The 24379-nt window shown below is 58.2% G+C and carries 21 protein-coding genes and 4 tRNA genes; 15 read left to right on the top strand and 10 right to left on the bottom strand.

Annotated features, from left to right (window positions below; translation table 11 throughout):
• The first annotated feature begins 170 nt into the window (after nucleotides 1–170).
• Nucleotides 171–530: an arsenate reductase family protein gene (locus P8A25_RS10785; RefSeq protein WP_102737230.1), complete on the top strand. Its 360-nt coding sequence runs from the start codon at nucleotides 171–173 to the stop codon at nucleotides 528–530.
• Nucleotides 531–538: 8 nt separating this feature from the next.
• Nucleotides 539–1312 (top strand): ion transporter, encoded by a 774-nt coding sequence (locus tag P8A25_RS10780; RefSeq protein WP_215443689.1) that lies wholly within the window; start codon nucleotides 539–541, stop codon nucleotides 1310–1312.
• A 126-nt stretch (nucleotides 1313–1438) separates the two neighbouring features.
• On the opposite strand, the gene glgP is transcribed toward P8A25_RS10780, so the two are convergent.
• Nucleotides 1439–3103 carry an alpha-glucan family phosphorylase gene (glgP, locus tag P8A25_RS10775; RefSeq protein WP_102711335.1) on the bottom strand — a complete coding sequence of 555 codons (1665 nt, stop codon included), beginning with the start codon at nucleotides 3101–3103 and terminating at the stop codon, nucleotides 1439–1441.
• Between the two features lie 262 nt (nucleotides 3104–3365).
• Here glgP and tdh point away from each other — a divergent pair, with 262 nt between their 5' ends.
• Nucleotides 3366–4403: an L-threonine 3-dehydrogenase gene (gene tdh / locus P8A25_RS10770; RefSeq protein WP_404838695.1), complete on the top strand. Its 1038-nt coding sequence runs from the start codon at nucleotides 3366–3368 to the stop codon at nucleotides 4401–4403.
• A 107-nt stretch (nucleotides 4404–4510) separates the two neighbouring features.
• Here tdh and def read toward each other — a convergent pair whose 3' ends face one another.
• The gene (def, locus tag P8A25_RS10765) at nucleotides 4511–5155 is read right to left on the bottom strand and encodes a peptide deformylase (protein WP_215443693.1); all 645 of its coding nucleotides are present in this window, start codon (nucleotides 5153–5155) and stop codon (nucleotides 4511–4513) included.
• Nucleotides 5156–5370: 215 nt separating this feature from the next.
• Between def and P8A25_RS10760 the strand changes: the two genes are divergently transcribed.
• Nucleotides 5371–6621, top strand: coding sequence for a hypothetical protein (locus P8A25_RS10760; protein WP_022396086.1), 1251 nt, complete (start codon nucleotides 5371–5373; stop codon nucleotides 6619–6621).
• Between the two features lie 58 nt (nucleotides 6622–6679).
• On the top strand, nucleotides 6680–7465 hold the full coding sequence (locus P8A25_RS10755) for an SDR family oxidoreductase (protein WP_180973031.1): 786 nt from the start codon (nucleotides 6680–6682) through the stop codon (nucleotides 7463–7465).
• A gap of 145 nt (nucleotides 7466–7610) precedes the next feature.
• On the opposite strand, the gene P8A25_RS10750 is transcribed toward P8A25_RS10755, so the two are convergent.
• Both P8A25_RS10750 and P8A25_RS10745 read right to left on the bottom strand, forming a co-directional pair.
• Nucleotides 7611–8201 carry a hypothetical protein gene (locus P8A25_RS10750; protein WP_215443694.1) on the bottom strand — a complete coding sequence of 197 codons (591 nt, stop codon included), beginning with the start codon at nucleotides 8199–8201 and terminating at the stop codon, nucleotides 7611–7613.
• Between the two features lie 113 nt (nucleotides 8202–8314).
• On the bottom strand, nucleotides 8315–8812 hold the full coding sequence (locus P8A25_RS10745; RefSeq protein WP_022396083.1) for a hypothetical protein: 498 nt from the start codon (nucleotides 8810–8812) through the stop codon (nucleotides 8315–8317).
• 194 nt (nucleotides 8813–9006) lie between these two features.
• Here P8A25_RS10745 and P8A25_RS10740 point away from each other — a divergent pair.
• From P8A25_RS10740 to P8A25_RS10725, 4 genes are all read left to right on the top strand, one after another.
• Nucleotides 9007–9081, top strand: a tRNA-Thr gene (locus tag P8A25_RS10740).
• Between the two features lie 42 nt (nucleotides 9082–9123).
• A tRNA-Lys gene (locus P8A25_RS10735) sits at nucleotides 9124–9199 on the top strand.
• A gap of 36 nt (nucleotides 9200–9235) precedes the next feature.
• Nucleotides 9236–9311 (top strand) — tRNA-Lys (locus P8A25_RS10730).
• Between the two features lie 36 nt (nucleotides 9312–9347).
• Nucleotides 9348–9423: transfer RNA gene (locus tag P8A25_RS10725), tRNA-Lys, on the top strand.
• A 239-nt stretch (nucleotides 9424–9662) separates the two neighbouring features.
• Here the strand turns inward: P8A25_RS10725 and P8A25_RS10720 are convergent.
• Nucleotides 9663–10223 carry a hypothetical protein gene (locus P8A25_RS10720; protein ID WP_215458446.1) on the bottom strand — a complete coding sequence of 187 codons (561 nt, stop codon included), beginning with the start codon at nucleotides 10221–10223 and terminating at the stop codon, nucleotides 9663–9665.
• A 373-nt stretch (nucleotides 10224–10596) separates the two neighbouring features.
• Here P8A25_RS10720 and P8A25_RS10715 point away from each other — a divergent pair, with 373 nt between their 5' ends.
• Complete coding sequence (locus tag P8A25_RS10715) at nucleotides 10597–12630, top strand: Eco57I restriction-modification methylase domain-containing protein (protein ID WP_215443698.1); 2034 nt, start codon at nucleotides 10597–10599, stop codon at nucleotides 12628–12630.
• Here the strand turns inward: P8A25_RS10715 and P8A25_RS10710 are convergent.
• The gene (locus P8A25_RS10710; protein WP_102722885.1) at nucleotides 12578–13108 is read right to left on the bottom strand and encodes a DUF805 domain-containing protein; all 531 of its coding nucleotides are present in this window, start codon (nucleotides 13106–13108) and stop codon (nucleotides 12578–12580) included. The two genes, P8A25_RS10715 and P8A25_RS10710, sit on opposite strands and share 53 nt — an antisense overlap.
• 119 nt (nucleotides 13109–13227) lie before the next feature.
• On the opposite strand from P8A25_RS10710, the gene P8A25_RS10705 reads away from it, so the two are divergent.
• Nucleotides 13228–14493 (top strand): hypothetical protein, encoded by a 1266-nt coding sequence (locus tag P8A25_RS10705; protein WP_215443700.1) that lies wholly within the window; start codon nucleotides 13228–13230, stop codon nucleotides 14491–14493.
• Nucleotides 14494–14506: 13 nt separating this feature from the next.
• Here P8A25_RS10705 and P8A25_RS10700 read toward each other — a convergent pair whose 3' ends face one another.
• Nucleotides 14507–15244: a hypothetical protein gene (locus P8A25_RS10700; RefSeq protein ID WP_022397441.1), complete on the bottom strand. Its 738-nt coding sequence runs from the start codon at nucleotides 15242–15244 to the stop codon at nucleotides 14507–14509.
• 176 nt (nucleotides 15245–15420) lie between these two features.
• Between P8A25_RS10700 and P8A25_RS10695 the strand changes: the two genes are divergently transcribed.
• Complete coding sequence (locus P8A25_RS10695; protein ID WP_215443703.1) at nucleotides 15421–16452, top strand: tetratricopeptide repeat protein; 1032 nt, start codon at nucleotides 15421–15423, stop codon at nucleotides 16450–16452.
• On the opposite strand, the gene P8A25_RS10690 is transcribed toward P8A25_RS10695, so the two are convergent.
• A complete protein-coding gene (locus P8A25_RS10690) occupies nucleotides 16449–16916 on the bottom strand; it encodes a hypothetical protein (protein ID WP_404838694.1) in 468 nt (155 codons plus the stop codon). The two genes, P8A25_RS10695 and P8A25_RS10690, sit on opposite strands and share 4 nt — an antisense overlap.
• 112 nt (nucleotides 16917–17028) lie before the next feature.
• On the opposite strand from P8A25_RS10690, the gene thiD reads away from it, so the two are divergent.
• The 3 genes from thiD to P8A25_RS10675 all read left to right on the top strand — a co-directional run bounded on the left by thiD (nucleotide 17029) and on the right by P8A25_RS10675 (nucleotide 19960).
• Entirely contained in the window at nucleotides 17029–17817 is a 789-nt protein-coding gene (thiD, locus tag P8A25_RS10685; protein WP_215443706.1) for a bifunctional hydroxymethylpyrimidine kinase/phosphomethylpyrimidine kinase, read from the top strand.
• Nucleotides 17818–18014: 197 nt separating this feature from the next.
• Complete coding sequence (locus tag P8A25_RS10680; protein WP_022397437.1) at nucleotides 18015–18287, top strand: hypothetical protein; 273 nt, start codon at nucleotides 18015–18017, stop codon at nucleotides 18285–18287.
• A gap of 290 nt (nucleotides 18288–18577) precedes the next feature.
• On the top strand, nucleotides 18578–19960 hold the full coding sequence (locus P8A25_RS10675; protein ID WP_102722879.1) for a DASS family sodium-coupled anion symporter: 1383 nt from the start codon (nucleotides 18578–18580) through the stop codon (nucleotides 19958–19960).
• 55 nt (nucleotides 19961–20015) lie between these two features.
• On the opposite strand, the gene P8A25_RS10670 is transcribed toward P8A25_RS10675, so the two are convergent.
• Nucleotides 20016–23177 (bottom strand): efflux RND transporter permease subunit, encoded by a 3162-nt coding sequence (locus tag P8A25_RS10670; RefSeq protein ID WP_215443710.1) that lies wholly within the window; start codon nucleotides 23175–23177, stop codon nucleotides 20016–20018.
• Nucleotides 23178–23189: 12 nt separating this feature from the next.
• On the bottom strand, nucleotides 23190–24347 hold the full coding sequence (locus tag P8A25_RS10665; protein WP_215443712.1) for an efflux RND transporter periplasmic adaptor subunit: 1158 nt from the start codon (nucleotides 24345–24347) through the stop codon (nucleotides 23190–23192).
• Nucleotides 24348–24379: the final 32 nt, after the last annotated feature.

The following is a 24379-nucleotide window of genomic DNA, read 5'->3' as shown; positions in this document are numbered from 1 at the left end:
GTTCTGGCGTGCCTGGCGGCTTTCCGCTGCGCCTGCACGCATTCCGGTTCCTCTTTCAGGGTACGCCATTTTTGCGGCGGATGCGCCCGGCGTGTTCCAATCAAGTCATGACGGCAGGATGGCTGTGCTGGCCGCTTGACCCGGTGTGTTTACGGGGCTAGCGTGCAGGTATGCCTTCCTTGTTTATTGAATATCCCAAGTGCACGACTTGCCAGAAAGCCAAAAAATGGCTTGATGAACAGGGCGTTTCCTATAAGGACCGCCACATTGTGGAGCAGAACCCCACGGAGGAGGAGCTCCGGACCTGGATTGAAGAGAGCGGCTTGCCGTCCAAGAGGTTTTTCAATACCAGCGGCCTGCTGTACAAGAGCATGAATTTGAAAGACAGGCTTCCCGGCATGAGCCTGGAGGACCAGGTGGCCCTGCTGGCTACCAACGGCATGCTGGTCAAACGCCCCATTTTAATCACCAACGGGAGGATCTGCGTCGGCTTCAAGGCTGACGAATGGAAAGCCGCCCTTCATCCCTGATTCCCGCCATGCCCCTGATTACCCGCACCAAGCAAGGCGCAGCCAATTTCGGTCCCTGGGAGAACGTCGTCAGGGTGCTGATTCTGGTATGGTTCATGCTGTACACGCTGAATGCCATTCCGGACGTTCACCCGCTGGTAGGCCGCATTGCGGCCAAGGTGAATTACTGGATCAGCTATTTCTTTGTGTTTGAGTACATCCTGCGGGTGCTGTGCGCCAAGCCGCGGAAGGCTTATATCTTCAGCGGCATGGGCATTCTGGATTTCATCGTCTGCGTGCCGTTCCTGGGCATGTTTTTCGGGTTGGACTGGCAGATTCTTTATTCCCTGCGGATTGTCCGCGTGCTGGCCATCTTCAAGCTGGCCCGGTTTAACGAAACTGCGGCCAGTTTTAAAAAGGCCTTTTACCTGATCCGGGATGAGTTTTTCCTGTTCTTCTCCGTGATCCTGTTCATGCTGTACGTCACTTCCCTGGGCATTTACATTGCGGAGCATGAAGCCCAGCCGGAGAAGTTCCGCTCCTTTTTTGACGCTCTCTGGTTCGCCGTGGAGACCCTGAGCACGGTGGGGTATGGCGATCTGGTGCCTATTACGCCCATGGGGCGCATTTTTACCGGGGTGATCATGTTCATTGCCGTATCCATCATCGCCATTTCCACGGGTCTCATCACGTCCGCCTTTTCCCGCGTGTGGCAGCAGGAAAACGTTTTTGCGCACCGCCGCAAGCGGCCCTCGGACAAGGCCGCGGCTGACGCCGGCGGCGAAGAAGGGGAGGCCAAATAGCCCCCCGGTCTTTTTTGAGGACTGCTCAACTCCGGTCCATGGATTTTTGAAACAGGCTTGAAAAGGAACGGCCGCCTTTCCACGGGGAAGGGCGGCCGTTGCGTAAAAGCGGGAAAAGAGTTTTCCTTAGCTGTTGTACATTTCCGTGTAGTACTGGTCCGCCATGCGGTCGGAGTCGAATTCGGGGTAGATGTCCGTCATCGCATTGAAGACGATGTCCATCCACTTGTCGTTGTGATCGTAGTAGAGCGGCAGGATATTGTCGTCCAGGATGTTGTAGAAGTTGTCGCGGTCGGAGCGGTCGCGGGCTTCCGGAGAGAGATGGGGAGCAGCTTCCGGAATGACGAAGCAGTTTTCCCCGTCCTTGGCGAATTCACAGATCCAGCCGTCATTGGTGGAGACGGAGATGGAGCCGTTCATGGCGGCGGACATGCCGGAGGTGCCGGAGGCCTCCCGGGTGACTACGGGGTTGTTCAGCCACACGTCGGAGCCGTTCTTCAGGTAGCGGCTCAGGCCCAGTTCATAGCCGGTAAGCACGGCGGAACGTGGGTATTTGGCCGTCATGTCATTCAGGCGGTTGAAGATTTCAATGGCGCCGTGGTCCATCGGGTAGGGCTTGCCGGCCCAGATGAATTGCACCGGATAGTTGGTGCGCTGGAGCATGCGTTCAAACATGGTGGGATTGCCGGTGACCAAGTCCGGACGCTTGTAGGCCGCAAAGCGGCGCGCCCAGACGATGGTGAGGCAGTTCGGGTCAAAAACGCGCCCCGTCTGCTCGCCCACCATGCGGAAGAGGGCTTTTTTCAGGGCGCGCTTGCGGCGGATGAAGGCCTCCTTGTTGCGGGCCTGGAAGGCTTCCGCCAGTTCCGGGTCCTGCCAGTATTTCTGGTTCTGGGCGTTCGTGATGTGGATGATGGGGCACACGCCTTCATAGTCCTTCCACATCTGGCGGGAAACTTCGCCGTGGAGCTTGGAGACGCCGTTGGCGATGTGGGAGAGGCGCAGGGCGGCCAGCGTGTAGTTGAACGTGTTGTCCGTCAGGCCTACGGCGGCGCGCACCTGTTCCATGGAAAGCCCGTCGAAGAAGGAGAACGTGTTCATGGTGTTCACGTCCATCTTTTCATTGCCGGCTTCCTCCGGAGTGTGGGTGGTGAAGACGAAGCGCTTGCGCACTTCCTCCACGCTGCCGGTTTTGGCAAGCACGTGGAAGGCGGCGGCCAGGCCGTGGGCTTCGTTCAGGTGGTAGATTTCCGGTTCAATGCCCAGCTCGTCAAAGAGGCGGGCGCCGCCCTTGCCGAGCAGCACGTACTGGGCGATGCGGGTGAAGCCGTTGGCGTCGTACAGGCGGCGGGAAATGTTGCGGCTTTCCTCGTCGTTTTCCTCCAGGTCCGTGGAAAGGAAGAACATGGGGGCGGTACCGAAGGTTTCAGGATTCAGGAAGTAGGCCTTCACCCAGACGGGCGCGCCGCAGACGTGAATGAGGAATTTGATGTTGTGGTCTTCCAGGAACGGGTAGTTCTTGCGCATGTATTGCGTGGCCATGGAACCGTCTTCCGCCCGGATCTGGTTGTAGTAGCCGTAGCTCCACAGGATGCCGACGCCTACGAGGTTCTGCCGCAGGTCGTGCGCGCTGCGCATGTGGGAGCCGGACAGGTAGCCCAGGCCGCCGGAGTAGATTTTGAATGAATTGTCAATGGCGTATTCCATGGAGAAGTACGCTACGCTTTTTCCGTATTTGGGGTCGATTTCATACGGATGTTCGAAAATGGTGGGTAAAAATGATTTCGCCATGGTTCTGTAAGTAGAGTAAAGCGTTCAACAGGTGAACCGTATGCCTTGGTATCATGATTCGTCCATATTGGAAAGGGCAAATTGCGTGTGTGTCTGAATTGTTGATTGAACAGGAATGCCTTTCCGGAGTTTGCTTTCCGGGGTTTTACCGGGCCGGGGAGAAGGGGATGCGGCGGTGCCCCAGACCTCCGTTCCGGAAGTGGTTTTCCGGTGCGCCGGAAACGAATTTTGGGCTTGCCGCCGCAGGGGAAAAAGAGCATGAATGGGGGGCATGAAAGCTCTTGTAAAAACGCAGGCAGGCCCCGGTTTGGAACTGATGGATGTCCCCATGCCGGAAGTCGGCCCGAACGATGTCCTGATTAAAATTCATAAAACAGCCATTTGCGGCACGGACCTTCATATCTGGAACTGGGACAAGTGGGCCCAGCAGACCATTCCCGTGGGGATGCACGTGGGCCATGAGTTCTGCGGCGTGATTGAATCCGTGGGTTCCTCCATAACGGAATACAAGCCCGGGGAAATCGTTTCCGGGGAAGGCCACATCGTCTGCGGCCACTGCCGCAGCTGCCGTTCCGGTCAGAAGCACCTGTGCCCGAACACGAAGGGCGTGGGCGTGAACAGGCCCGGCTGCTTTGCGGAGTATCTTTCCATTCCCCAGGACAACGTGGTGCGCATCCACAAGAGCATTCCGATGGAAATCGCCTCCATCTTCGACCCTCTGGGCAACGCCGTCCATACGGCCTTGTCCTGGGACATGGTGGGGGAAGACGTCCTGATTACGGGCGCGGGAGTCATCGGCTGCATGGCCGCCGCCGTCTGCAAGAAGGCCGGAGCCAAGACGGTGGTTATCACGGACATCAATGATTTCCGCCTGAGCCTGGCCAAGACGCTGGGCGCGGACCGTACCGTGAACGTGACCCGTGAAAAACTGGAGGACGTAATGAAGGAGCTGGAAATGACGGAAGGGTTTGACGTGTGCCTGGAAATGAGCGGCGCCCCGTCCTGCCTGAAAGACATCATCGACAATTCCCGGAACGGAGCCAACATTTCCCTGCTGGGCATCCAGCCGGATGGCTCCAGCATCGAATGGAACAAGTTTATCTGGAAAGGGCTGAAGATGAAGGGCATTTACGGCCGTGAAATTTTTGAAACCTGGCACAAGATGGATTCCATGATCCGCAGCGGCCTGAACATAGCGCCCATCATTACGCACCGGCTGCCCTACACGGGATTCCGGGAAGGCTTTGAGGCCATGAATTCCGGCAAGTCCGGCAAGGTGGTTCTGGACTGGATTGTCTGATTTATCCGCTTTTTTACCGTGTAACGAATGCCCCGGCTTCCAGATGGAACGCCGGGGCATTTTTTAAGAAGGCACAGGATAGGGGGTGAGGATTTGCTCCCGGAGCGTCAAGCGGTTTTTCTGGGCGTGGGTGGCGTTTGGGCATCCCGGGCCCGGGCGCGGCGTTCCTCCTTCATGCGGCGGGCGTAGCTGTCGTCGTCTTCCTCAAAGGCGTCCGGATGGGTCAGCCGGAGCCTCCGCACCACCTTGTCATGGTCCTCCGGGGAAACCAGGTCCGTGAACAGGCCTCCGTGAAGATGGTCCACCTCGTGCTGCAGGCAGCGCGCCAGGAGCCCGTTGCATTTGATGGTCACGGTGCGTCCGTCCATCAGGGTCAGGATGGCCTTCACGCAGGAGCGGCGCAGGACGTCCGCATACACCTTGGTGATGCTCAGGCAACCTTCCCGGTACGGCACATTCCTGCCGAAGGGGTGCAGGACGGGATTGATGAAATTCAAGGGCATGATTTGCGCCAGCGTGGCCGGGCGTCCGTCCACTTCCAGCCATGTAGTAGTGGCGTCCGTGGGCGGAATATTGATGGTGACCATCTGAATGGCCCTTCCCACCTGCGGAGCGGCCAGGCCTATGCCCCCCTGGGCCAGGGTTTCCTGCATGTCGTCCAGGAAGGAAAGAAGGTCTTTGTTGATATGAACCACGGGGCTGCATTCCTCCCTCAAAAGGGGGTGTCCGTATTGAAGAATGTCAAGAATCACGGCGGATAGGATGGAGTTGGTAATAAGGTGTGACCTCCGGGTTCGGGAGAGTGTTCATGATATTTAAAAGAATATTTCCGCACATCAAGAATGCGGGAATGTTTTTTCCGGATGAAATGAAAAGGCCTTGAACTTTGGGGACGCTTTCTTACGGTAACCATGTTGCCACGATGCGGGCCGGGCTCCAGAGCCTCCCTTATCAACGCCGCTTTCTCATGAAACTCAGTTCCCGTTTTTCCCTGTTCCTGAATTTGCCGCTGTTGGGAGGCGCGTGTTTGCTGGCGCTGTGTTCCTGCGGGGACAAGGAGGAAGGGGAAAGGGCTGCGGAGGAAAAGGAGGCTGAAAAGCTTTCCCCGGTGGAATCCTATGAAGAACTGCTTTCCCTGCGCCTGAAGGACGTGGAGCAGATGACGGATCTGGTCGCTTCCATCCAGGACCGGGCTGCGGGAGAGGCCGTGATGGTGGAACTGGGGCGGTTGACGGACAGGCTGAAGCTTTACGACATGAACTGCGGGCGGCTGATGATTCTGAATCCGCGCGTGCATGAAGAGTCCCGGGAGGTTCACCCCTCCTTCCATTCCATTCTCCGGGAGCGCGTGGACAAGGCCCGCGACCGGATGATGCAGGCGATGCTGAAGCTTCATGAACTCAAGTATTACGATTCCGCCGTCATCAGGGATGATCTGGAAAAGTACGGTCTCAGCCTGACGGACGAACGGATGGCCCAGTATTTGAACGACAGGATACTGCCGTTCCTGAAAGCGTATCTGGAGCAGTACGCCACCATGGTGGACATGCTGGAGGGGATTGACAACAAGGTGGCTGCGGAGGCTTATGCCATGTCCGTAGCCCTTCAGGGGCGCATGGTCAGGGAACAGATGGACAATATCACCCGGCTGGAGCAGGAGTACGGAGAATGGCTCCCCGGTTTTGAACGGCATTGCCACGACGGGTTGGAGAAGATGAGGAGAAGGGCGGACGAGAACCGCAAACGCGCTTTCCGGGCGCTCCTGAAGCTGGTGACGGCCAGAATGTATGATTCCCCGTCCATGCAGAAAGCAGTGGTGGGGCTTGAGATGGAACAGCCCAGGCTGGTGGATTTTCAGGAATTCTGGGCTGATCCCATCATGACCATGGAGGAGTTCTGCCTGTGTTTGGAAAGAATCCAGCATCTCCTGCGCGGCATTAAGGATACCGGAACGGCGGACCAGCGCGCCATGGAGTTGGTGGAAGTGGTGGCCAGGCTGAAAAGGCTGCGCTACGTCGTGGATGATTTTCAGAAATCCGGCCGCATGAACCAGGTAAAAACCAGGGATCTGGAACGCATCAGCCGCCGTGCGGAGGAAGCGGAAATGGCCGTTTCCAGTACCATGGCCCATCTTATCGTGGAGACGGATGTTGTGACCCGTTCCCCTCTTCTTTCCCGCGCCATGGGCTTTTACCGCTATGTGATGTACACGCACTGAGGGCTGCATGCCGGAAAGCGCCTATTGACATCCGGCGTCGGAACGGGACAATCTGCCCATGATGGATGTTGATTTTTCCGGAAGTGCCGTGGTCGTGACGGGCGGAGCCGGCGGCATTGGCCGCGCCATTGCGGAGGCTTGCGCCGCAGCAGGCGCACGCGTGGCGGTGCTGGATGTGAAGCATGAGGAAACGGCCTCCCTGCTGGAAGAATTGCCGGGAGAAGGCCATCTCTGCGTGACGGGTGATGCGGGGGTGGAAGAGGACGTGCGTTTTTTTGCGGAAAAAGTGTTGGAGCACTTCGGCCGGGTGGATGTCCTGGTAAACAATGCATGCATCACCCGCCACGGTATTCTTTCCGGCTGCTCTTATGAGGACTTTAATGAAGTTCTGCGCGTGGGCGTTGCTGCCCCCTACCTGCTCAGCCTTTTGTTCCGTGATCATTTTTCCCGCGGGGCTTCCATCGTGAACATCGCCTCCACCCGCGCTTCCATGTCCCAGAAGGATACGGAAAGCTACAGCGCGGCCAAGGGAGCCCTCATCTCCCTGACCCACGCTCTTGCCATGAGCCTCGCGCCCCTCGGCGTCCGGGTGAACAGCATCAGCCCCGGCTGGATTGACACGGGGGCCTTTGGAGCCTTGTCCCCGGAGGACGGCCTCCAGCATCCTTCCGGGCGCGTTGGAACGCCGGAGGATATCGTTCAGGCTGTGTTCTTCCTCTGCCGCTCCGGCTTCGTCAATGCGGAAAACCTGGTCATTGACGGCGGCATGACCCGGATGATGGTGTATCACGGGGATGAAGGCTGGACGTTCCGTCCGGAGCCGCCGGACACGGTCCCCTCATGACGGCAGCCGGCGGCTGCGGCAGGTATCCGGAGTTTCCCGGGTCATGGAATACGTACACGTGCGGGAAAAACATTGCCCGCATGCGGATGAAGCAAGGGCGGGCACGAACGCGGAGGCGAGTTTTTGTTTGGAACGGCCTGGTTCGTCATTCCCCGGAGCACAGGTTATACATGCCCAGGCAGGGGGTAACGACAATGCCGACCGGAATAAGAAGGATATTGGCAATCACGGTACCGGGGGCGTCAATCACGCAGCTCTGTGCTCCCGCCAGAATTCTCCGGCCTGTGGAGGGAGCGCTGATGATCTTTACGGCTGCTACGGTAGGAGAAGCGTTTTCTTTCCTGCTCAAGTTCAGGTGGGGAAGGGTAATTTGATGCGCTCCATACAGGGAAAACCGGGGAGGAACGGTGAAATTCTCTTCAAGTACCATGTTCAGGAGGTCTTTGTATTCTATGGGATCGGGAAGGTCTTTCTTGTTAAGCTGCAAAAAGACGGTCTTTTCCGTTCCCGGAATATCCTCCATTTGTGAAATGAAGTCTGACTGGGCCATGGGCGGTCCGATGACCGGAGTTTCCTTGCGCTGGTCGCATTGAACGGCTTTGATGTAAACGAAGCCGTTTTTCACATAGGCGCGGTCATCCAGTTCCCAATTGCGGTAAACGGTTCCGGCGTTCAGCGTCTGGGCGGTCGTATTGACGGAAATGCAGGCGCACGGCAGCAGGAGGAAACGTTTCATGGGGTACTGCCGTGGATAGCAGTATACTGACTGACAGTCAATATAAAATAAGAAGAGCCGCTCCTTTCCGGAGCGGCTCCAATATTCCCTTCACGGGAGCAGAATGATAAAAGTCAGCGAATGGTGACGCGGGGGTCGTTCGCCAGAACCTCGGCCAGTTCGTCCCAGCCGTCTTCCGTCTGGAGCTGGAACATCTGGAGGTAAACGGACGCTACGCCGGCAGGGTATTTTTCAAACAATTCGTCCACGGCCTTGGCGAGTTTTTCCTTGTCCAGCGTTTCGGGCAGTTCGTTCACAATGCCGTTGCCGTCATGGGGGATGTCCAGCGTATTCAGGAAAGTAATCAGCATGTCCTGATGCTTGCGCAGAAGCCAGACCTGGAGCAGGTGGTCCCCGATTTCATTGCTGGGTTTCCACGCCAGCATTTTCTGGATGAAGGAGAATTGCTCCTGAAGGGGCTTGCGCTGGATGAATTCCGGGCGCAATTTTTTCAGGGCGCCGAGTTCACGCACGGCGGCGCGGTAAATGGCGCGTTCCTGGTTGCGCATCCAGTCCAGAATGTTGCTGATCGTTTCTTCGTCCGCCTGCTGGAAAATGTAATATGCCTTCATGATAAGTAGGGAAAGAAAAGCTCTTTGAGGACATGAACTCCACCATGTTTCCCCCTCCTATGCAAGCTCTTCTACTGTCACCTGCCGTACTTGGTTTCTATTCCGGATTCAAGGCGTAAAAAAACGGTCTTATTGCAAAAAAGACTTGCTAAAAGGGGGCTCTTATGGTTACTTGCTTCCGCGCTTCTCGCGATGCCACTGTAGCTCAGGGGTAGAGCAACGCATTCGTAATGCGTGGGTCGTCGGTTCAATTCCGACCAGTGGCTCCATCTTCAGAGTTGGAGCTTGTCGCGGGGAACTGCCGGATACATGCCTCGTTAGCTCAGTTGGTAGAGCAGCTGACTCTTAATCAGTTTGTCCACGGTTCGAGCCCGTGACGGGGTACCATCCGGTCGTTCCTTGCAGGAACGCCACCATTCCAGTGCCTCGTTAGCTCAGTTGGTAGAGCAGCTGACTCTTAATCAGTTTGTCCACGGTTCGAGCCCGTGACGGGGTACCATCCGGTCGTTCCTTGCAGGAACGCCACCATTCCAGTGCCTCGTTAGCTCAGTTGGTAGAGCAGCTGACTCTTAATCAGTTTGTCCACGGTTCGAGCCCGTGACGGGGTACCATCTCTTTTTAAGTCCGGCTTGCTGATGGCAAAGCCGGACTTTTGTTTGATAGGGAACGTTGAAAAAACGATTTGTTCTTTCCGATTCTCATTTGCCCTGCCAAGCCTCTTTTCGGGCGGTGCAAGCATGCACGATAATATGGACAGGCAGTTATTTAAAATCAGGTGTTGAAATCTCTTGGAAATTACATTTAGTGTTTTAATAACGGCAACATAAAAAATTCCATGCGAATGCCGTTCTTATTGATTTTCTCCGTACATGGGGAAAGGATCGTTTTCGTTCACGCATGACATTTCAAGAAAATATTGTTTGGAATACGGTTCTTTGAAAACATGTCCATTGTAATAAGTGGAGACGGCAAACATGTCCGTCAATACGGTGCCGTTTTTAATGAATCTTCCGGGAAGTCCCCATTGCTTGGAATCGTTCAAAGACCGCAGATATCCCTTATATCCCCGGTAAATGACATGATCGTTATTATAAATGATTATGTTGTCCGTATCTCCAATATCATTTTTTCCTAGAAAATCCCGGATGTTGTCGGAATCAAAATTCAAAAAATACGGATTTTGATTAAATGATACATCATCGGAAAAAACAATATCTCCGGATTCTGATTTTATTTGAATATGGGCACAATTGCTTTTTGTAAATAAAATAGTTGCCGGAATGATTAAAATAACCAATGTAATCAGAAAAGATATTTTTAATAGATTCTTTTTCATATTGCCTGTGATTCTAGCGGTGTTTGGCATTCGTCGTGGCTGTAAACATTGCCTTGAGAATATAGGTGCTGTCACATTTTCCAGGGTAATAGAAAAGCAGGACGCCAGGGATACCTGCAACCGGAGTGCCTTCCCTCCATGATTTTATGAATGATTTCTGAAACATAGCATCCACAGCCTTCCTGTGCAGAGTTTCTGGCATTACGATATATTTTTGATACTATACAGGTTTTATCTTTGCAAGAGCTGCGGATGTTCCCCGGATGGTTGCAGGAGAACTGGGACCGCCTTTCCCTGCGGAAAACATGTATGGAACGTTAAGGAAAAGCGTCCCGTACAGAAATGTAGTGAGGGAGGTATCCGGGGCAATTCCTGCTTTTGATTGCGTGGTCCGGTCTGGTAGTGTACGAATACGGCAGTGAAGGAGCGGAGCGTTCAGGATTGTTTCATGGCCCGGTGTTTCGCCCTGGAGAAGGGAAAGGGGAGCCGTCCCGAAGCCTGGAGGCGGTTGAAAGAGGCTTTGGTGAACAATTTGCAGGAACGGCAGGCGGACCATGAATTCCGTCTTCCGGAAGGATTCTCTTTTTCCCTGCGGGAAGAGGATGCTCACCGGGCTGTTACTCCTTCCGTGCTGGAGGGATTGCTGGAACGCTCCCTGACGGATGGCCGTCGTTCCGGAACCGTGTATACTCCCGGCTTCCTGGTCCGCTGGATGGCCCGGGAGGCGGTATCCTCCTGGCTGGCATCCAGATTGCCTGCTCCCCGGAATGGTAATGAGGAAGCCGGGTTGCTGAGAAATATCCGGGTGCTGGATTTATCCGCCGGGGCGGGGGCATTCACCATGGGAATGCTTCGGGAGCTTGCCGCGCGCAGAAAGCGTCTGGAGCCGGAATATGCGGAGGCCGATTTATTCCGTGCCATTCTGGAAGAGAATATTTACGGGGTGGATGTTTGTGCGGAGGCTCTGGAGGTAGCCCGTTTCCGTTTTCACTGTGCATGGCTAGCTGCCGGAGGAAAGGGGGATTTCCGGGACCACCTGCTGTGCGGGGACAGCCTGGACATGTCTGCGGATGGCGTCTGGCGGCAGGGCCTTTCAGCGGTGATGGCGGACGGAGGCTTTGACCTGGTAATCGGGAATCCCCCTTTTGTCGGGGAAAAAGGGAACAAGGAGCTGTTTGACCGTCTGAAGTCTTCTCCGTTGGCTTCCTACTGTTCTTCACGCATGGATTACTGGTACGTGTTCGCCTGTGTGGGGCTGGATGCCCTGAAACAGGGGGGCGTGATGCATTTGGTTGTTCCCAACAGGTGGATGGCGAATGCCGGAGCGGTTCCCCTTCGCCGCAAGCTGCTGGAAGATTGCGGATTGCTGCGTTTGTCGGATTTCGGGGCTTGCCGGGTGTTTGAAGCCGCACGGGTTCATACCATGACCGTTCTGGCGGAAAAGAAGGGGGATGGGGGAGGACTCCCGGTTCCGGAATACCGCCGTTTTTGCGGTCCCATGGAAGAGGTGGAATCCTTTCTGGAACATGAACCGTACTGCCGGTTTTCTTTGCCGGAAGATACCGGGGCATGCGTCAAGGAAGGATTGTTTTTCTGCTCCGCAGCCGAATGGAACGTTCTGGAGAAGATGGAGAGATGCCGGAATTTCAGGCTGGATGCCGCAAAGGAAATGACGCAGGGGATTGTTCCGAACCCCGATGTCGTTTCCGCCCGTGCGCTGGAGAGTCTGGTGCCGGAGGCAGTGCAGCGGTCCGGCGTCCGGAGGGGGGAAGGGGTGTTTGTAGTGCCGCAGGGGTATTTCAACCGGCTGCCGGCTGCGGAACGGCGTTTTCTCAAGCCTCTGTATGAACCCGCCCTGGCAGGAAGATACATGTTGAAAGCTCCGGAGAAGGTGTTGCTCTACCTGACTCCGTCCAACGGGTCGGAACAGGCCGTCACGCTTCTCCGGCATCTGGAAAAGTTCCGCCCCCTGATGGAAGCCCGGCGGGAAACCCGCATGGGCCGCATGAAGTACTATCATGTGCACTGGCCCCGGAAGGAACGGTTCTTCCTTCCCGGTCCCAAGATTCTGGCTGTCCGGAAGTGTGCACGGCCCACCTTCTCCTACACGGAGGATGAGGCTTATGTAATGATGGCGTTCAACGTGATACGCACGGAACGCGTAAGCATGAAGTACCTGGCCGCCCTGTTCAATTCACGTCTCATGCAGTTCTGGTTTCTCCGCAGGGGGAAGATGCAGGGGGACTTTTTCCAGATGGATACGGCACCCATCCTCCGCGTTCCCATCCGGGTGCCCGGCCTTTCCGTGCTGCGGGAGGTGGAAGAGCTGGCGGATACCCTCACGGCCCGCTATTGCCCGGAAGGGGATGAACGGATGAATGAGCTGATGGAAGGCGTTTACGGCCTCTCCCGGCAGGAACGGGAAGTGCTTATTCAGGCGTGCTCTCCACCGCGGGCCGGGTGGGGAAGCATGCCAGAATGAGGAGGAGCAGCCAGTAGGCGGTAGAAATGATACCCAGGAATTGCGTCGCGGTTCCCCCTGGATACTGGAAGCGCTCCAGGATGGCCCAGTTGAGGAAAATAATGACGCCCAGGCCCAGGTAACCGTAACCCCACGCCGTGTTGAAGCCGGCGTCCCGAAGCCTTCTGATAGTGACGCCCAGGGTAGGAAGATAAAGGACCAGCAAGACGATTTGGGTAATGAAGAAGAAGGAGGCTATTCGGGTAAAAAGGATAGCCTGCATTTGTTCCGGGTCCTGCATGGCCGCCAGTTCTCCCCACGGAAGAGTGACCGCGACGATGACTCCGCCGACAAGACTGAAGATGAAGGAGAAGAGGTTCATGAAAAGGAAAAAGCCCCAGAACTCTCGCCGGGGAGCCGTTCCGGAGAAGGCGCAGTACTTTTTCGTCAGGCATAGGATGAAGTATTTCCAGAGAGAGGGTCGTGTTGTAGTGTCCATAGCTGCCGCTTTTCATAACATGGCTTTTTGAAAAACAGCAACGCCAAAAGAAACATCCGGGCTTGATTTTCGGAGGGCCCCCCTTAAGGTGTGCGTCCTGCAACCTGTTTGTCGAGCCTATGATGAAGCCTGTTTTTCTGGGGAAATACCTGCTTGCCGCCTGCTGGTGCGCCGCTTTTCCTGCGGCGGAGGCCGGCGCGGGAACGGCGCAGCTTCACCCGGCTTCCGGGGATTCTCTGCCGTCCCTGTGCCGTGTGCTGGACCGCGGGCCCGTTCTGTACCGGGATGATTCCTCATGGATCAGGAGGGTGAAGCTGACCCTGATTGGCCAGTACCAGACGGCAGCCGTCAGCCCCAATGGAGCCAACAAGTTCTGCCCTTCTTCCGGCGGCCATAACAGCGAGTGGCGCCGCGCTTATCTGGGCGGCGACGTTGTGATGGGGGACGGCTCCTGGCGCCTGTCTAACCTGACGAACGTGGGGGATCTGGAAGGCCGCCACCGCGAAGTGCGCGGAGAATGGACCGGCAGCCGCACGGAGTGGTCCCTGTATGAGCTTTATCTGGAAAAGACCATGTCCGGCGTCAAGTTCAGGGCCGGGAAGCTGACGCCGCACCTGACGTCGGAATATTGCCAGGCTTCCTCCCGGATTAAAACGGTGGAGAGGTCCGCCCTGTGCAATGAATTGATTCCCATCTCCAACTGGGGGCTGGAGGCCAATTTCCAGAAGGACGCCAAGAGCCTGTACCATTCCTACGGCGTTTACCTGAACGCGAACGGTACGGATTTGAAGGATGAAATCCAGTTTCATTCCGCGGATAACCTGTTTGCCCTGAACGCCATGAAATGGAAGGTGGCTTCTCCCATGTGGGACAGCCAGACTCTGGGGTACCAGTACGCCCATAATTTTACGGAGTGGCGGGGAAGGAAGGTTCCCTCCTCTTCCGATTACTGTGGAACGGGCGCGCAGGACGTGCTTTCCCTGAGCTGGGACGCCAGCCGCGGCGCCTTTTCCGTGATGGGGAACCTGCTGGCGGGCGTGGGGATCGTGGGCCAGCCGGGCGCAAAGAACGTGTACGGTCTGGTTCTCCAGCCCGTTTACCGGATTTCCCCCCACTTGGAAGGCGTCTTTCAGTACCAGTGTTCCTTCGGAAACCGCTCCGTGAAGCTGAATACGCGGTATGTGCCCAGCGTCACCCATTACCCCGCGTGGGTGGACAGCATGCATTCCTTTTACCTGGGGCTGAACTGCTACCTGTGCCCGGAGGCCGTCAATGCGGTCAAGCTGATGCTGGCGGTGGAATATGTCACCAGCCGGGTGGACTCAACAACGGCCAGGGCCTTCAACGGATGGTCTGTTTTCGGGGCCGTCCGGTTCAAGTTTTGATCCCCTCCTGCCGCTATTGCAGTTTCCTCAGCACAGTGGGCTGGTAAGCGGGGAGCGCCGGAATGGGAACGTATCCGGGGGGGAGCTGGTCCCACACGGGATGCATGGGCTGGGTGTCCGCTTCAAAAATGGCTCCATTGAAGGATTTAATGATGGTGCGGATGGCTCCGGACGGCGCCGGCTGAATCACAAAGGGGCGCGGCTCCGATTCCGGAAGGTTCATGTGCAGGTTGACTTCCGCTTCGTTCCAGGCGGGCCAGACGTCGGAAGGCGTGGAGATTTCACGGATTTCCGTATTGGTGGCGGAGCGGGGAGTGTGGAAAAAGGGGCTGTCCGGGTCTCCATCGTTCAGCCAGACTTCCTCGTCCGGCGTCTCCGTCGTGATGATGAGCCCTTCCTGGTTGTCCGGATGGTAGAATTCATAGCCTGACCGGGCATTGCCGTCCGTTTCCGTCCTGTCGTCATTCATGTGGATGCTGATGGCAGGCTTGCTCCGGGAAGCGGCCTGCCCTAGTTGGGACTGGAAGAGGGCCGCCTGCCGCTTCAGGGCTTCCGGAGAAGTGCCTCGCGCGTATTTGGGGAAGAAAACGCTCTTGGTGTCTATTTTTCCAGGGCGCACTTTCACCGGTTCATCCGACAGTTCAAAGATGTATTTTACAGGAAGTTCCGTTGCGGAACCCCGGTAGCAGAAACTTCCCAGGGACGCCAGGCCCAGGCACGTCAGGAGATACAGGCGCGGTACGGATTTCATCAGAGGTTGAACTGGTTCCAGTAGAACAAAAATAGGGAAATATTCAATGCTAAAAGAGAAAATCCCGCTTCCGCGGCGGCAGGAGGCATGTTGTGCGTCCCCATGCGGGGACGGCTGCGGCATTTCCGTCATTTCTCTTCTTGGCAGCTCCGTGCGGCTGTCCTATGGTAATGCGCATGATGAAAAAAATTGCCGTCTTGTGCGTGGCCGCCTCTGCCTCCCTCCTGTGGTGCGGGTGTGACCGCAAGCCCGCTGCCGGGGAAAAGCAGGCCGCCCCTTCCGGGAAACGGGAAGAGCCTGCCGAAGAAAAGGGGGAGGCCGCAGCCTGGCGGGAACGCCTGGACGCCGCCTCCGCCAAAGCCGCCCGCGAGAAAGGGAATGACAGGGAGCACGTGAAGACGCTCAATGACGTGGCCGCCCTGTATGCGGAGGGATTGCAGAACGGCTGGGTCCATCCGCTGGATGTGCGCTCCTGGTGTGACTCCGTGGCGGAAACGGGTTCCGGATATTCCGGGGAGACGGTTATCGGCGCCATGTTCCTGTACGGAACCGGCGTCAAGCGTGATGCCGGAGCGGCCAGGGAGTGGTTTGAATACGGGCTGGCGCGTCCAGGAACCCAGCGGGGGAATGCCCTGTACATGCTGGGCATGATGTATTTCAAGGGGGACGGCGCGGACCAGGACCGGAACAAGGCCCTGGAGCTGTGGCGCAAGGCGGCGGATGAAGAGCATCCGGCGGCCATGGGCCTGCTGGGCCGGGCCTACATGGAGGGGAAGCTGGGCTTTGACAAGGATCCTGCTTCCGGGCGGGTATTGCTGGAAAAGGCCGCCAACGGGGGGAATACGCCTTCCTCCGTCTATCTGGGGAATATTTATGCGAAGGGGGAGGGCGTGGAGCAGGACATGGAGCGCGCGATGAAATGGTATGAGCAGGCGGCCTCCGCCGGGGACGCCCGTGCCCAGTACATCGTGGGACTGGCGTATCTGGAAGGCTCCGGCGTACCCGTGGATGAAGGCAAGGCGTTCAACTGGCTCCGGCTGGCCGCCGGGCAGGACCACGTCAACGCCATGCTGATGCTTTCCGTCTGCTACAGCACCGGAAAGGGAACCCCGCAGGATGCGGACATGGCGGAAGTCTGGAAAAAGAAGGCGCTCCAACTGAATGCGGAGCGGGAGGGCAGCCGTGTCCCGCAGACGGAGGAACGCTAGTCTTCCCGGATTTCCCGGTTCAGGAATTCCAGGGCCTGCCGCCGTTCCAGAATGATGTTGCCCCGGTCGTCCGGGATGACCAGCAGGCCGTCCCGGTGTTCCAGAATGGCGTGAAGCATGGCGAACACATGGCCCAGCGCGCATTCGTCCTCCAGGATGAAACGCAGCATCTTGGTGCGTTCCCCTATTTGCCGGAGGGCGGAGCGGTCCCTTTTGAAGGCCTGGCGGGCATCGTCCGTTTCCATGACCCAGAACACGTCAAGCTGGGATTCTCCCTCTTCGTCCAGGTATTCCCCTTCCAGCACATGGTCCGGCGCGTTTTCCGGCGCGCCGGAAAGGTTCAGCCGGAAGCAGGCGTCCAGGCGGAACATGTTCTTCTGCAATTCCTCCGCCGCCGGCAGAGGGGCGTCCTGAATGAAAAGCCAGAATTCCTGTTCGTCCGAGGCAGGGGCGGCGTGCGTCATGGGCGGATTGTGGCATTCCCGCGGCGTTTTCCCACCCGGATTTGTGACATTGAGGCGGTGCGTGCGGATTTTTGGATGTTCAAGGGCTTCCCTCCCGATTAAAAACAGGGGCATGAGTATTCCCGTAATGATGACGGTTGCCGGTTCCGACTGCTCCGCAGGGGCCGGGCTTCAGGCGGATATGAAGGCGGCCCATGCCATGGGGGCGTTTGCGCTCACGGCCGTCACCTGCGTCGTGTCCGAGGCGCCGGGATTGGTGCGCGGCATCCAGGAGGTGGACCCTGAGCTGGTGGCGGACCAGGTGCGCATCAATCTGGAGCATTTTCCGGTAAGCGCCGTGAAGACGGGCATGCTGTACTCCCCGGCCATCGTCCGTGCGGTGCATGAGGTGCTGGCAGGTACGGGTATCCCCGTTGTGGTGGATCCCGTCATGATCGCTACGGCAGGAGACCGGCTGATGAGGGAGGAGGCTGTAGCCGTTTATGAAGAACTTCTGCTGCCGGGCGCGGCCTTGCTGACCCCCAATCTGGATGAAGCCGCCGTGCTGCTGCGCTCTTCCGTCAACCCTGAAAGGGAGGAACTGCCGGAGGCTGCCGCGCGCCTTGCCATCAGGTACGGGTGCCCCGTCCTGCTGAAGGGCGGCCATCTGGAAGGAGACTGCCGGGACGTGCTGGCCGGCCCGGACGGCCGCATGCTGGGGGAATGGAACCGCCCGCGCGTGAGGGATGTGAGCACGCATGGAACGGGCTGTTCCCTGTCCGCCGCCATCGCGGCGCGGCTGGCCGCCGGGGACGGACTGGCCGCGGCGGTGGAGCGCGGCCTGGAATTCATTGCCGCCGCTATCCGGGACCACCTGCGCTGGGAGCATCCGGTCCGGGTGGATGCGCTGAAATTGTGGTAGGGAATCCTTTCGTTCCGCCCCGCCTGCCGCCGTTCCCTTTTTCCGGCCCGGTTGGAAAAAGCGGGGACTGCCGCCGTCTTTCTGTGCCTTAATAATGCTTTGTGCTTGCGTATGGGAGGCGGGGTTGGTAGTTGTATCCACGCCCATGTGCCACATGGAGCTCTTAAGAATTAGTAAATATCATAGCAATTATCACTATGGGACAGCAAATCCGCAAAGTCACCAAGCGCCGCAGACGTGTTGAATACATCAAGCGTAAGAAGGAACAGTCCAAGTTGAATTCCAATACGCCTATCCGTCTGGCCGTTCCCGTTGCCAAGGACGCCAAGCCTGCCGCCAAGGAAGCTCCCGCCAAAAAGACCGCGGCCAAGGCCCCAGCCAAGAAGACTGAAACCAAGGCTGCCGCCGCCAAGAAGGCTCCCGCCAAAAAGCCGGCTGCCAAGAAGGCCGCCGAACCCGCCGCTGAATAATTGCCCGGGCGTAGGTTACTGCCTCCGCGCGTCAATCAAACAGTTTTTACAAGCCGTCGTGCAATTGCATGGCGGCTTTTTGCATGGCATGGCCTTCTTGTGTACAAAGGAACCGTGGGCGGCCTGATTTTTCCTGGGGTGCCCCTGCGGATTACTTCGCTGTGGGCCATGGCCCGTTCCTGCCCATGCTTCCGCGGCATGGGGGCTTCTCCCGGACTTTTCCGGAATGATATTGACTCTATTCCCCGGAGGCGTACAAAAGGAAATAACACCATTTTGTTTTTCCAGCCATGCGCCACCGTACCACCGACACCGCCAAAGGACACCGCAATTACATCATCATTGCGTGTGACGTGCTTCTTTTCCTGGCCATGCTCAAGTGGCTTCCCGTGGAGCCGGAGGTAGCCAGGGGGCTGGCCGTTCTCACCTTCATCGGTATTCTGTGGCTGACGGAAGCACTGCATGTGACCGTGACCGCCCTGCTGGTGCCGGTGCTCGCCATGTTCATGGGGATTCTTCCGGGGGCGAAGGCATTGGCCGGCTTTGCGGATCCCACCATTTTCCTGTTTTTCGGCGGCTTTGCGCTGGCCGGGGCTCTCCACGAACAGAAAATTGATACCTGGCTGGCTGGAAAAATCCTCCGGATGGCCCGCGGAAGCCTGGGGATGGCCCTGATCCTGATTTTCCTGGCTACGGCGTTCCTCTCCATGTGGATGTCCAATACGGCCACGGCGGCCATGATGCTCCCGCTGGTCATCGGCCTGCTGGACCGCATTCCGGCGGAAAAGCTCAAGACGACGGCACCCTTTGCCGTGCTGGGGGTGGCGTACAGCGCCTCCATCGGCGGCATGGGAACGCTGGTGGGTTCCCCTCCCAACGCCATTGCGGCGCATGAGCTCGGCATGGGATTTGCGGAATGGTTCCGGATTGCCATGCCCATTGTCCTGGTATTCGGAGTGATTGTCTTCTGCCTGATGTACCTGTTCTTCCGCCCGCGGCTGGGGCTGCATGTGGACATGGCCCCGGCGGAAGGGGAGGATGCGGAGGCCCGGCTGAATGCTAGGCAGGTGCGCGTGCTTCTTCTCTTCGTGCTGGTGGCCGGGAGCTGGATGTGCAGCAGCTTCCTTTCCTCCGCTCTGGGCGGCATTCCGTCCATGGACACGCTCATTGCGCTGTGTGCCGCGGTTCTGCTGCCCCTGTGCGGGGTCATCAACTGGGGCGGCATCGCCAAAAATACGGACTGGGGCGTCCTGCTGCTGTTCGGCGGCGGCATCACGCTCAGCAGCATCCTCGTCCAGACGGGGGCGGCGGGATTTCTGGCGGACCAGGTATCTTCCCTGGCCATGGGGCAGAGTCCCATTATCATCCTGCTCATCATCAGCCTCTTCATCACGTCGCTGACGGAATTCTGCTCCAATACGGCCAGCGCAGCCCTGGTGGCTCCGTTAATGGTGACGGTGGCCTCCGCCATGGGCATGTCCGCCACGCCGCTGGTGCTTCTGGTGGGCATCGGGGCCTCTTGCGCCTTCATGCTTCCCGTCTCCACGCCTCCCAACGCCCTGGCCTTCGCCACAGGGAAATTCCCTCAGATGACCATGGTGAAGGTAGGGTTGCTGATCAATGTGGTGCTCGTCTTCGTGAAGGCTTTCTGGGCCTGGATATTCTGGATGTAGCGGAAAGGGCTCCCGTGCAGGCGCGGGCTTTGCCGTTCCGGGCGTGCGGCGTGGCCTACTTGGCCGGGGCGGCTGTTCCCTGGGCCTTTTCCTGGAGTTCCCGCGCCGCTTTCTTGTCCAGTTTGGCCAGCTTGGCAATCAGGTAGAAGAAGGAGGGGATGAAGAACACCCCGATGAAGACGGCCGTAATCATGCCGCCGATGACTCCCACGCCCACCACCTGCCGCGCTGCCGCTCCCGCTCCCGTGGCTACGGCCAGGGGAAGGCAGCCCATGATGAAGGCAAAGCAGGTCATCAGGATGGGGCGCAGGCGGATTCTGGCCGCGTCCAGCGTGGCCGTAAGCAGGTCCGTGCCCTGCCTCAGTTCCAGCACGGCGAATTCCACGATGAGGATGGCATTCTTGGCCGCCAGTGCAATCAGCACGATGAGGCCGATTTCCGAATAAATGTTCAGGTTCAGCCCGAACATCCACAGGGCCAGGAATGCGCCCAGGATGGCGATGGGGGCGGTCATGAAGACGGCAACGGGCAGGGACCAGCTCTCATACAGGGAGGCCAGGATCAGGAAAACGAACACGGCGGACGCCGCAAAGATCATGCCGATGGTGATGCCTTTCTGCGCCTGTTTTTCCTGGTAGCTCATGCCGGAGTAGTCATACCCCATGCCGGACGGCATGGTCTGGGCGAAGACTTCCTCCAGGGCATTCATGACCTGCCCGGAGGAATAGCCCGGAGCCGGGGTGACGTTGAGCTGGGAGCTGTTGAACATGTTCTGGCGGATCAGGAATTCCGGCGCCCAGCCGTGAGTGACGTTAATGACGGAATCCAGCGGGACTGGGTCGCCGTCATTGTTGCGCACGTAAAACATGGAAAGCTTGTCGATGCTGTTCCGGTACGGGGCGTCCGCCTGCATGTACACCTGCCATTCCTGACCGTAAATGTTGAAATTGTTCAGGAAGGTGCTGCCCATATACGCCTGGATGGTGGCGTAAATCTCATCCACGTTCATGTTCTGGAGGGTGGCTTGCTCCGTATTCACGTTCAGATTGTACTGAAGGTTGGAGGGAGACATGAAATTGCTGATGCCCGCGATTTCCGGCCTCTTTTCCGCAGCCTCGATGAATTTGGACGTATTGGCGGCCAGGAATTTCTCCCCGATGCCCTGGCGGTCCTCCAGCAGGAAGGTGACGTCTCCGGATGTGCCTACGCCCGGCAGGGGCGGCGGCGGGACCACGTACGCCATGCCGGAGGAAATCTCCGCGTTCAGCTTGCTTTTCAGCCGGGCGGCGATGCCGTCCGCCGTCATACCCGGGGCGGTGCGTTCGGACCATGGTTTCAGGGAAATGAAGAAGAAGGAATTGGAGGAACTCTGGACGGAGCTGATGAGGTTGAACCCGTTTACGGTGGTGACCACTTCCACGCCGGGATCTTCCCGGATGATCTGTTCAATCCGCGCGGCGGTGGCCGCCGTGACGTTCAGGGAGGTATTGTCCGGCAGTTCCACGCCGCCGAACAGGTAGCCCTGATCCTCATTGGGAAGGAAGCCGGTGGGAATGAGCTTGGCGAGAGGGAAGAGGAGGACGGTCATGGCGGCCAGCAGCAGGATGGAAAGCCACATGTGCCGGATGAGCTTGGCACAAATTTCCACGTACCAGTCGCGCGCCTTGTTGAAGCCCTTGTTGAATAACTTGAAGAAGGGCCCCAGCAGGGGGATGGAATCCGCTTTCCCTCCTTTCAGCAGCTTGGCGGACAGGGTGGGGCTGAGGGACAGGGCGCAGAAGGCGGAAATGATGATGGACATGCCGATAGTCACGGCGAACTGCTCGAACAGCTTGCCCGTGACGCCGGGCAGCAGCAGGGTGGGCACGAACACGCAGGAAATCACCAGGGCCGTGCTCACGATGGGGCCGGATACCTCCTTCATGGCCGCGATGGTGGCCTGGAGCGGCTTTTCTCCGTTGGAAATATGGTTCTTCACCGCCTCCACCACCACGATGGCGTCGTCCACCACCAGGCCGATGGCCAGCACAAGGCCCATCAGGCAGATGGTATTGATGGAAAAGCCGAAAAACGGAAAGGCGATGAAGGCGCCCACGATGGACACCGGCACGGCAAAAGCCGGAATCAGCGTGCCGCGCCAGCCCTGGAGGAAGATGAAGACCACCAGCACAACCAGGCCCAGGGCGATCACCAGCGTGCTGACGATGTCTTCAATCCCGGCGCGGACGGCCAGCGTGGAGTCCAGGGAAACGAGGTAATCCATGCCGGGGGGCATGTCCGTATCGTTCAGCAGGGCCTTGATATTGTCCACCAGCTGGATGGCGTTCCCTCCGGGCGCTTCGTAAATGCCGATGGAGGCGGCGGGCATGCCGTTTACGGAAGAGCTGAGGCTGTAAGTCTCCGAACCCAGCTCCACGCGGGCGACGTCACCCACCCGCACGATGGAACTGCCCTGTCCGCGCACCACGATGTTTTCAAACTCCTTCACGCTGGTCAGGCGTCCGGGCGCCTTCACGGTGAAGGAAAGCTGCTGGTCCGGCGGAGCGGGCTGCGCGCCTATCTTGCCCGCCGGGTTCACGGCGTTCTGGGCCTGCACCGCCAGCATCACGTCACGGGCCGTGATGTTCAGGGCGGCCATCTTTTCCGGATTCAGCCAGATGCGCATGGCATAGCGGCCGGAGCCGAACACCTGCACGTCGCCCACGCCGGGCACGCGCTTGATGGCGTCCACCATGTTGATATACGCGTAATTGGCCAGCCAGAGGCCGTCGTAGGTTCCCTGGGGGGAATAAAGGCTGACGACCAGGGCGGGCAGCCCGCTGGTCTTGCGCAGGGAGACGCCCAGTTCGCTGACTTCCGGCGGAAGCTGGGAGGTGGCCTGCCCGTAGCGCAGGTAGGAAAGCACCTGGTCCATGTTCGCCTCCGTGCCGATCTCAAAGAGGATCATCATGCTCATCTGCCCGTTGTTGGTATTGACGGAAGTCATGTAGGACATGCCGTCCACGCCGGACATCTGCTGCTCAATGGGGGATGCGATGGATTTGACCACCGTCTCGCAATCCGCTCCGGGATAGGTGGCCGTCACCTGGATGGAAGGGGGGATGATGTCCGGATACTCGGAAATGGGCAGGCGCAGAATGGAGAAGGTCCCCAGCAGGACGATGATGATGGAGAGGCAGATGGAGAGGATGGGGCGCTTGATGAAGAAATCGGCCATGGCGGGAGGGGCTTATTGGTTGCTGGCGGGTACCGCTTTCAGGCGTGCGTCCGGGTTTCTGGAGGCCATTTCCGCCTGGAGAAGGCCGTCCACGACCACTTTGCTCTGCGGGGTGAGGGAACCCGGTTTCAGCGGAATGACCTGCTGCCGGTCGCCGAGTTGCGTTCCGGCCTGCACGGGGATGATGGAAGGGTGGTTGTTCTCATCCAGCGCAATGACGAAAAAGCGCCCCTGCGTGGAAAGAAGAGCCTTTGCCGGAACGGTCAGCGCGTTTTTGACGGTAGCCAGCCGGGCCGTAGCCATGATGAACATGCCGGGACGCAGCAGGTAATCGGCATTGGGGAGGTTGGCCTGCACGCGGATGGTGCCCGTCTGGGGGTTGAACGCCCGGTCAATGGCTACCACCGTAGCCTGTTCCGGGTATTTGGTACCGTCTTTCAGCGTGATATCCAGCTTGCTGCCCGTCTGGACGCCTTCATTCCCGTTCTTGCCGGCCTGCTGGATCCATTCCTGCTGGGTGACGGCAAAGTTGACGCGGATGGGATTGACGGAGGATACGACGGCGAGGGGGCCGCTTTCCGGGCTGACCAGGTCGCCTATATTCGTCTTGGAAATGCCGGCGATTCCGTCAAAGGGGGCATACAGCACCGTATAGGAAAGATTCTTTTCAGCCAGGGCCAGGGCCGCCGTGGCCTGCTGCACCTGCGCTTCCGCGGCAATGGCGGAGAGGCGCGTATCCTCGTACTTCTGCTTGGAAATGGCGTTCTCCGCGGCCAGGGGCTTGTAAATCTCCGCGTCATAATTCAACTGCTGGAGCTGGGCCTGCGCCTGTTCCAGCGTGGCTTTGGCCTTGGAGACCTGGTCCTTGAAGGTGGAATCGTCAATGCGGAAAAGCACCTCCCCCTTCTTCACAATGGCGCCGTTGGCGTAATTCTGCGTTTGCAGGTAGCCCGTGATTTGGGGAACGATGGAGGCGTTGTCCACGCCGTCCAGATGGCCCACCCAGCTTCCCGTCACCGGGATGTCCATGGCAACAGGCTGTTCGTAAATAAGCGTGGGCGTTTCATGCGGCACCTGTTCCGTCTTTTTACACCCGGAAAAAAGGAGGGAGAACAAGAAGAGGAGAACGGCGGAACCGGAGATAGAGCCCGTCAGGCGTGTCAAGTCCATGCTGTGAATGACACGCCGGCGGCCTCCTTTGT

Origin of the sequence: Akkermansia sp. BCRC 18949 (assembly GCF_045011645.1) — a bacterium.
Classification (GTDB): domain Bacteria; phylum Verrucomicrobiota; class Verrucomicrobiia; order Verrucomicrobiales; family Akkermansiaceae; genus Akkermansia; species Akkermansia massiliensis.
The sequence above is the reverse complement of the archived record's forward strand: the minus strand, read 5'-3'. Positions and strand labels throughout refer to the sequence as shown.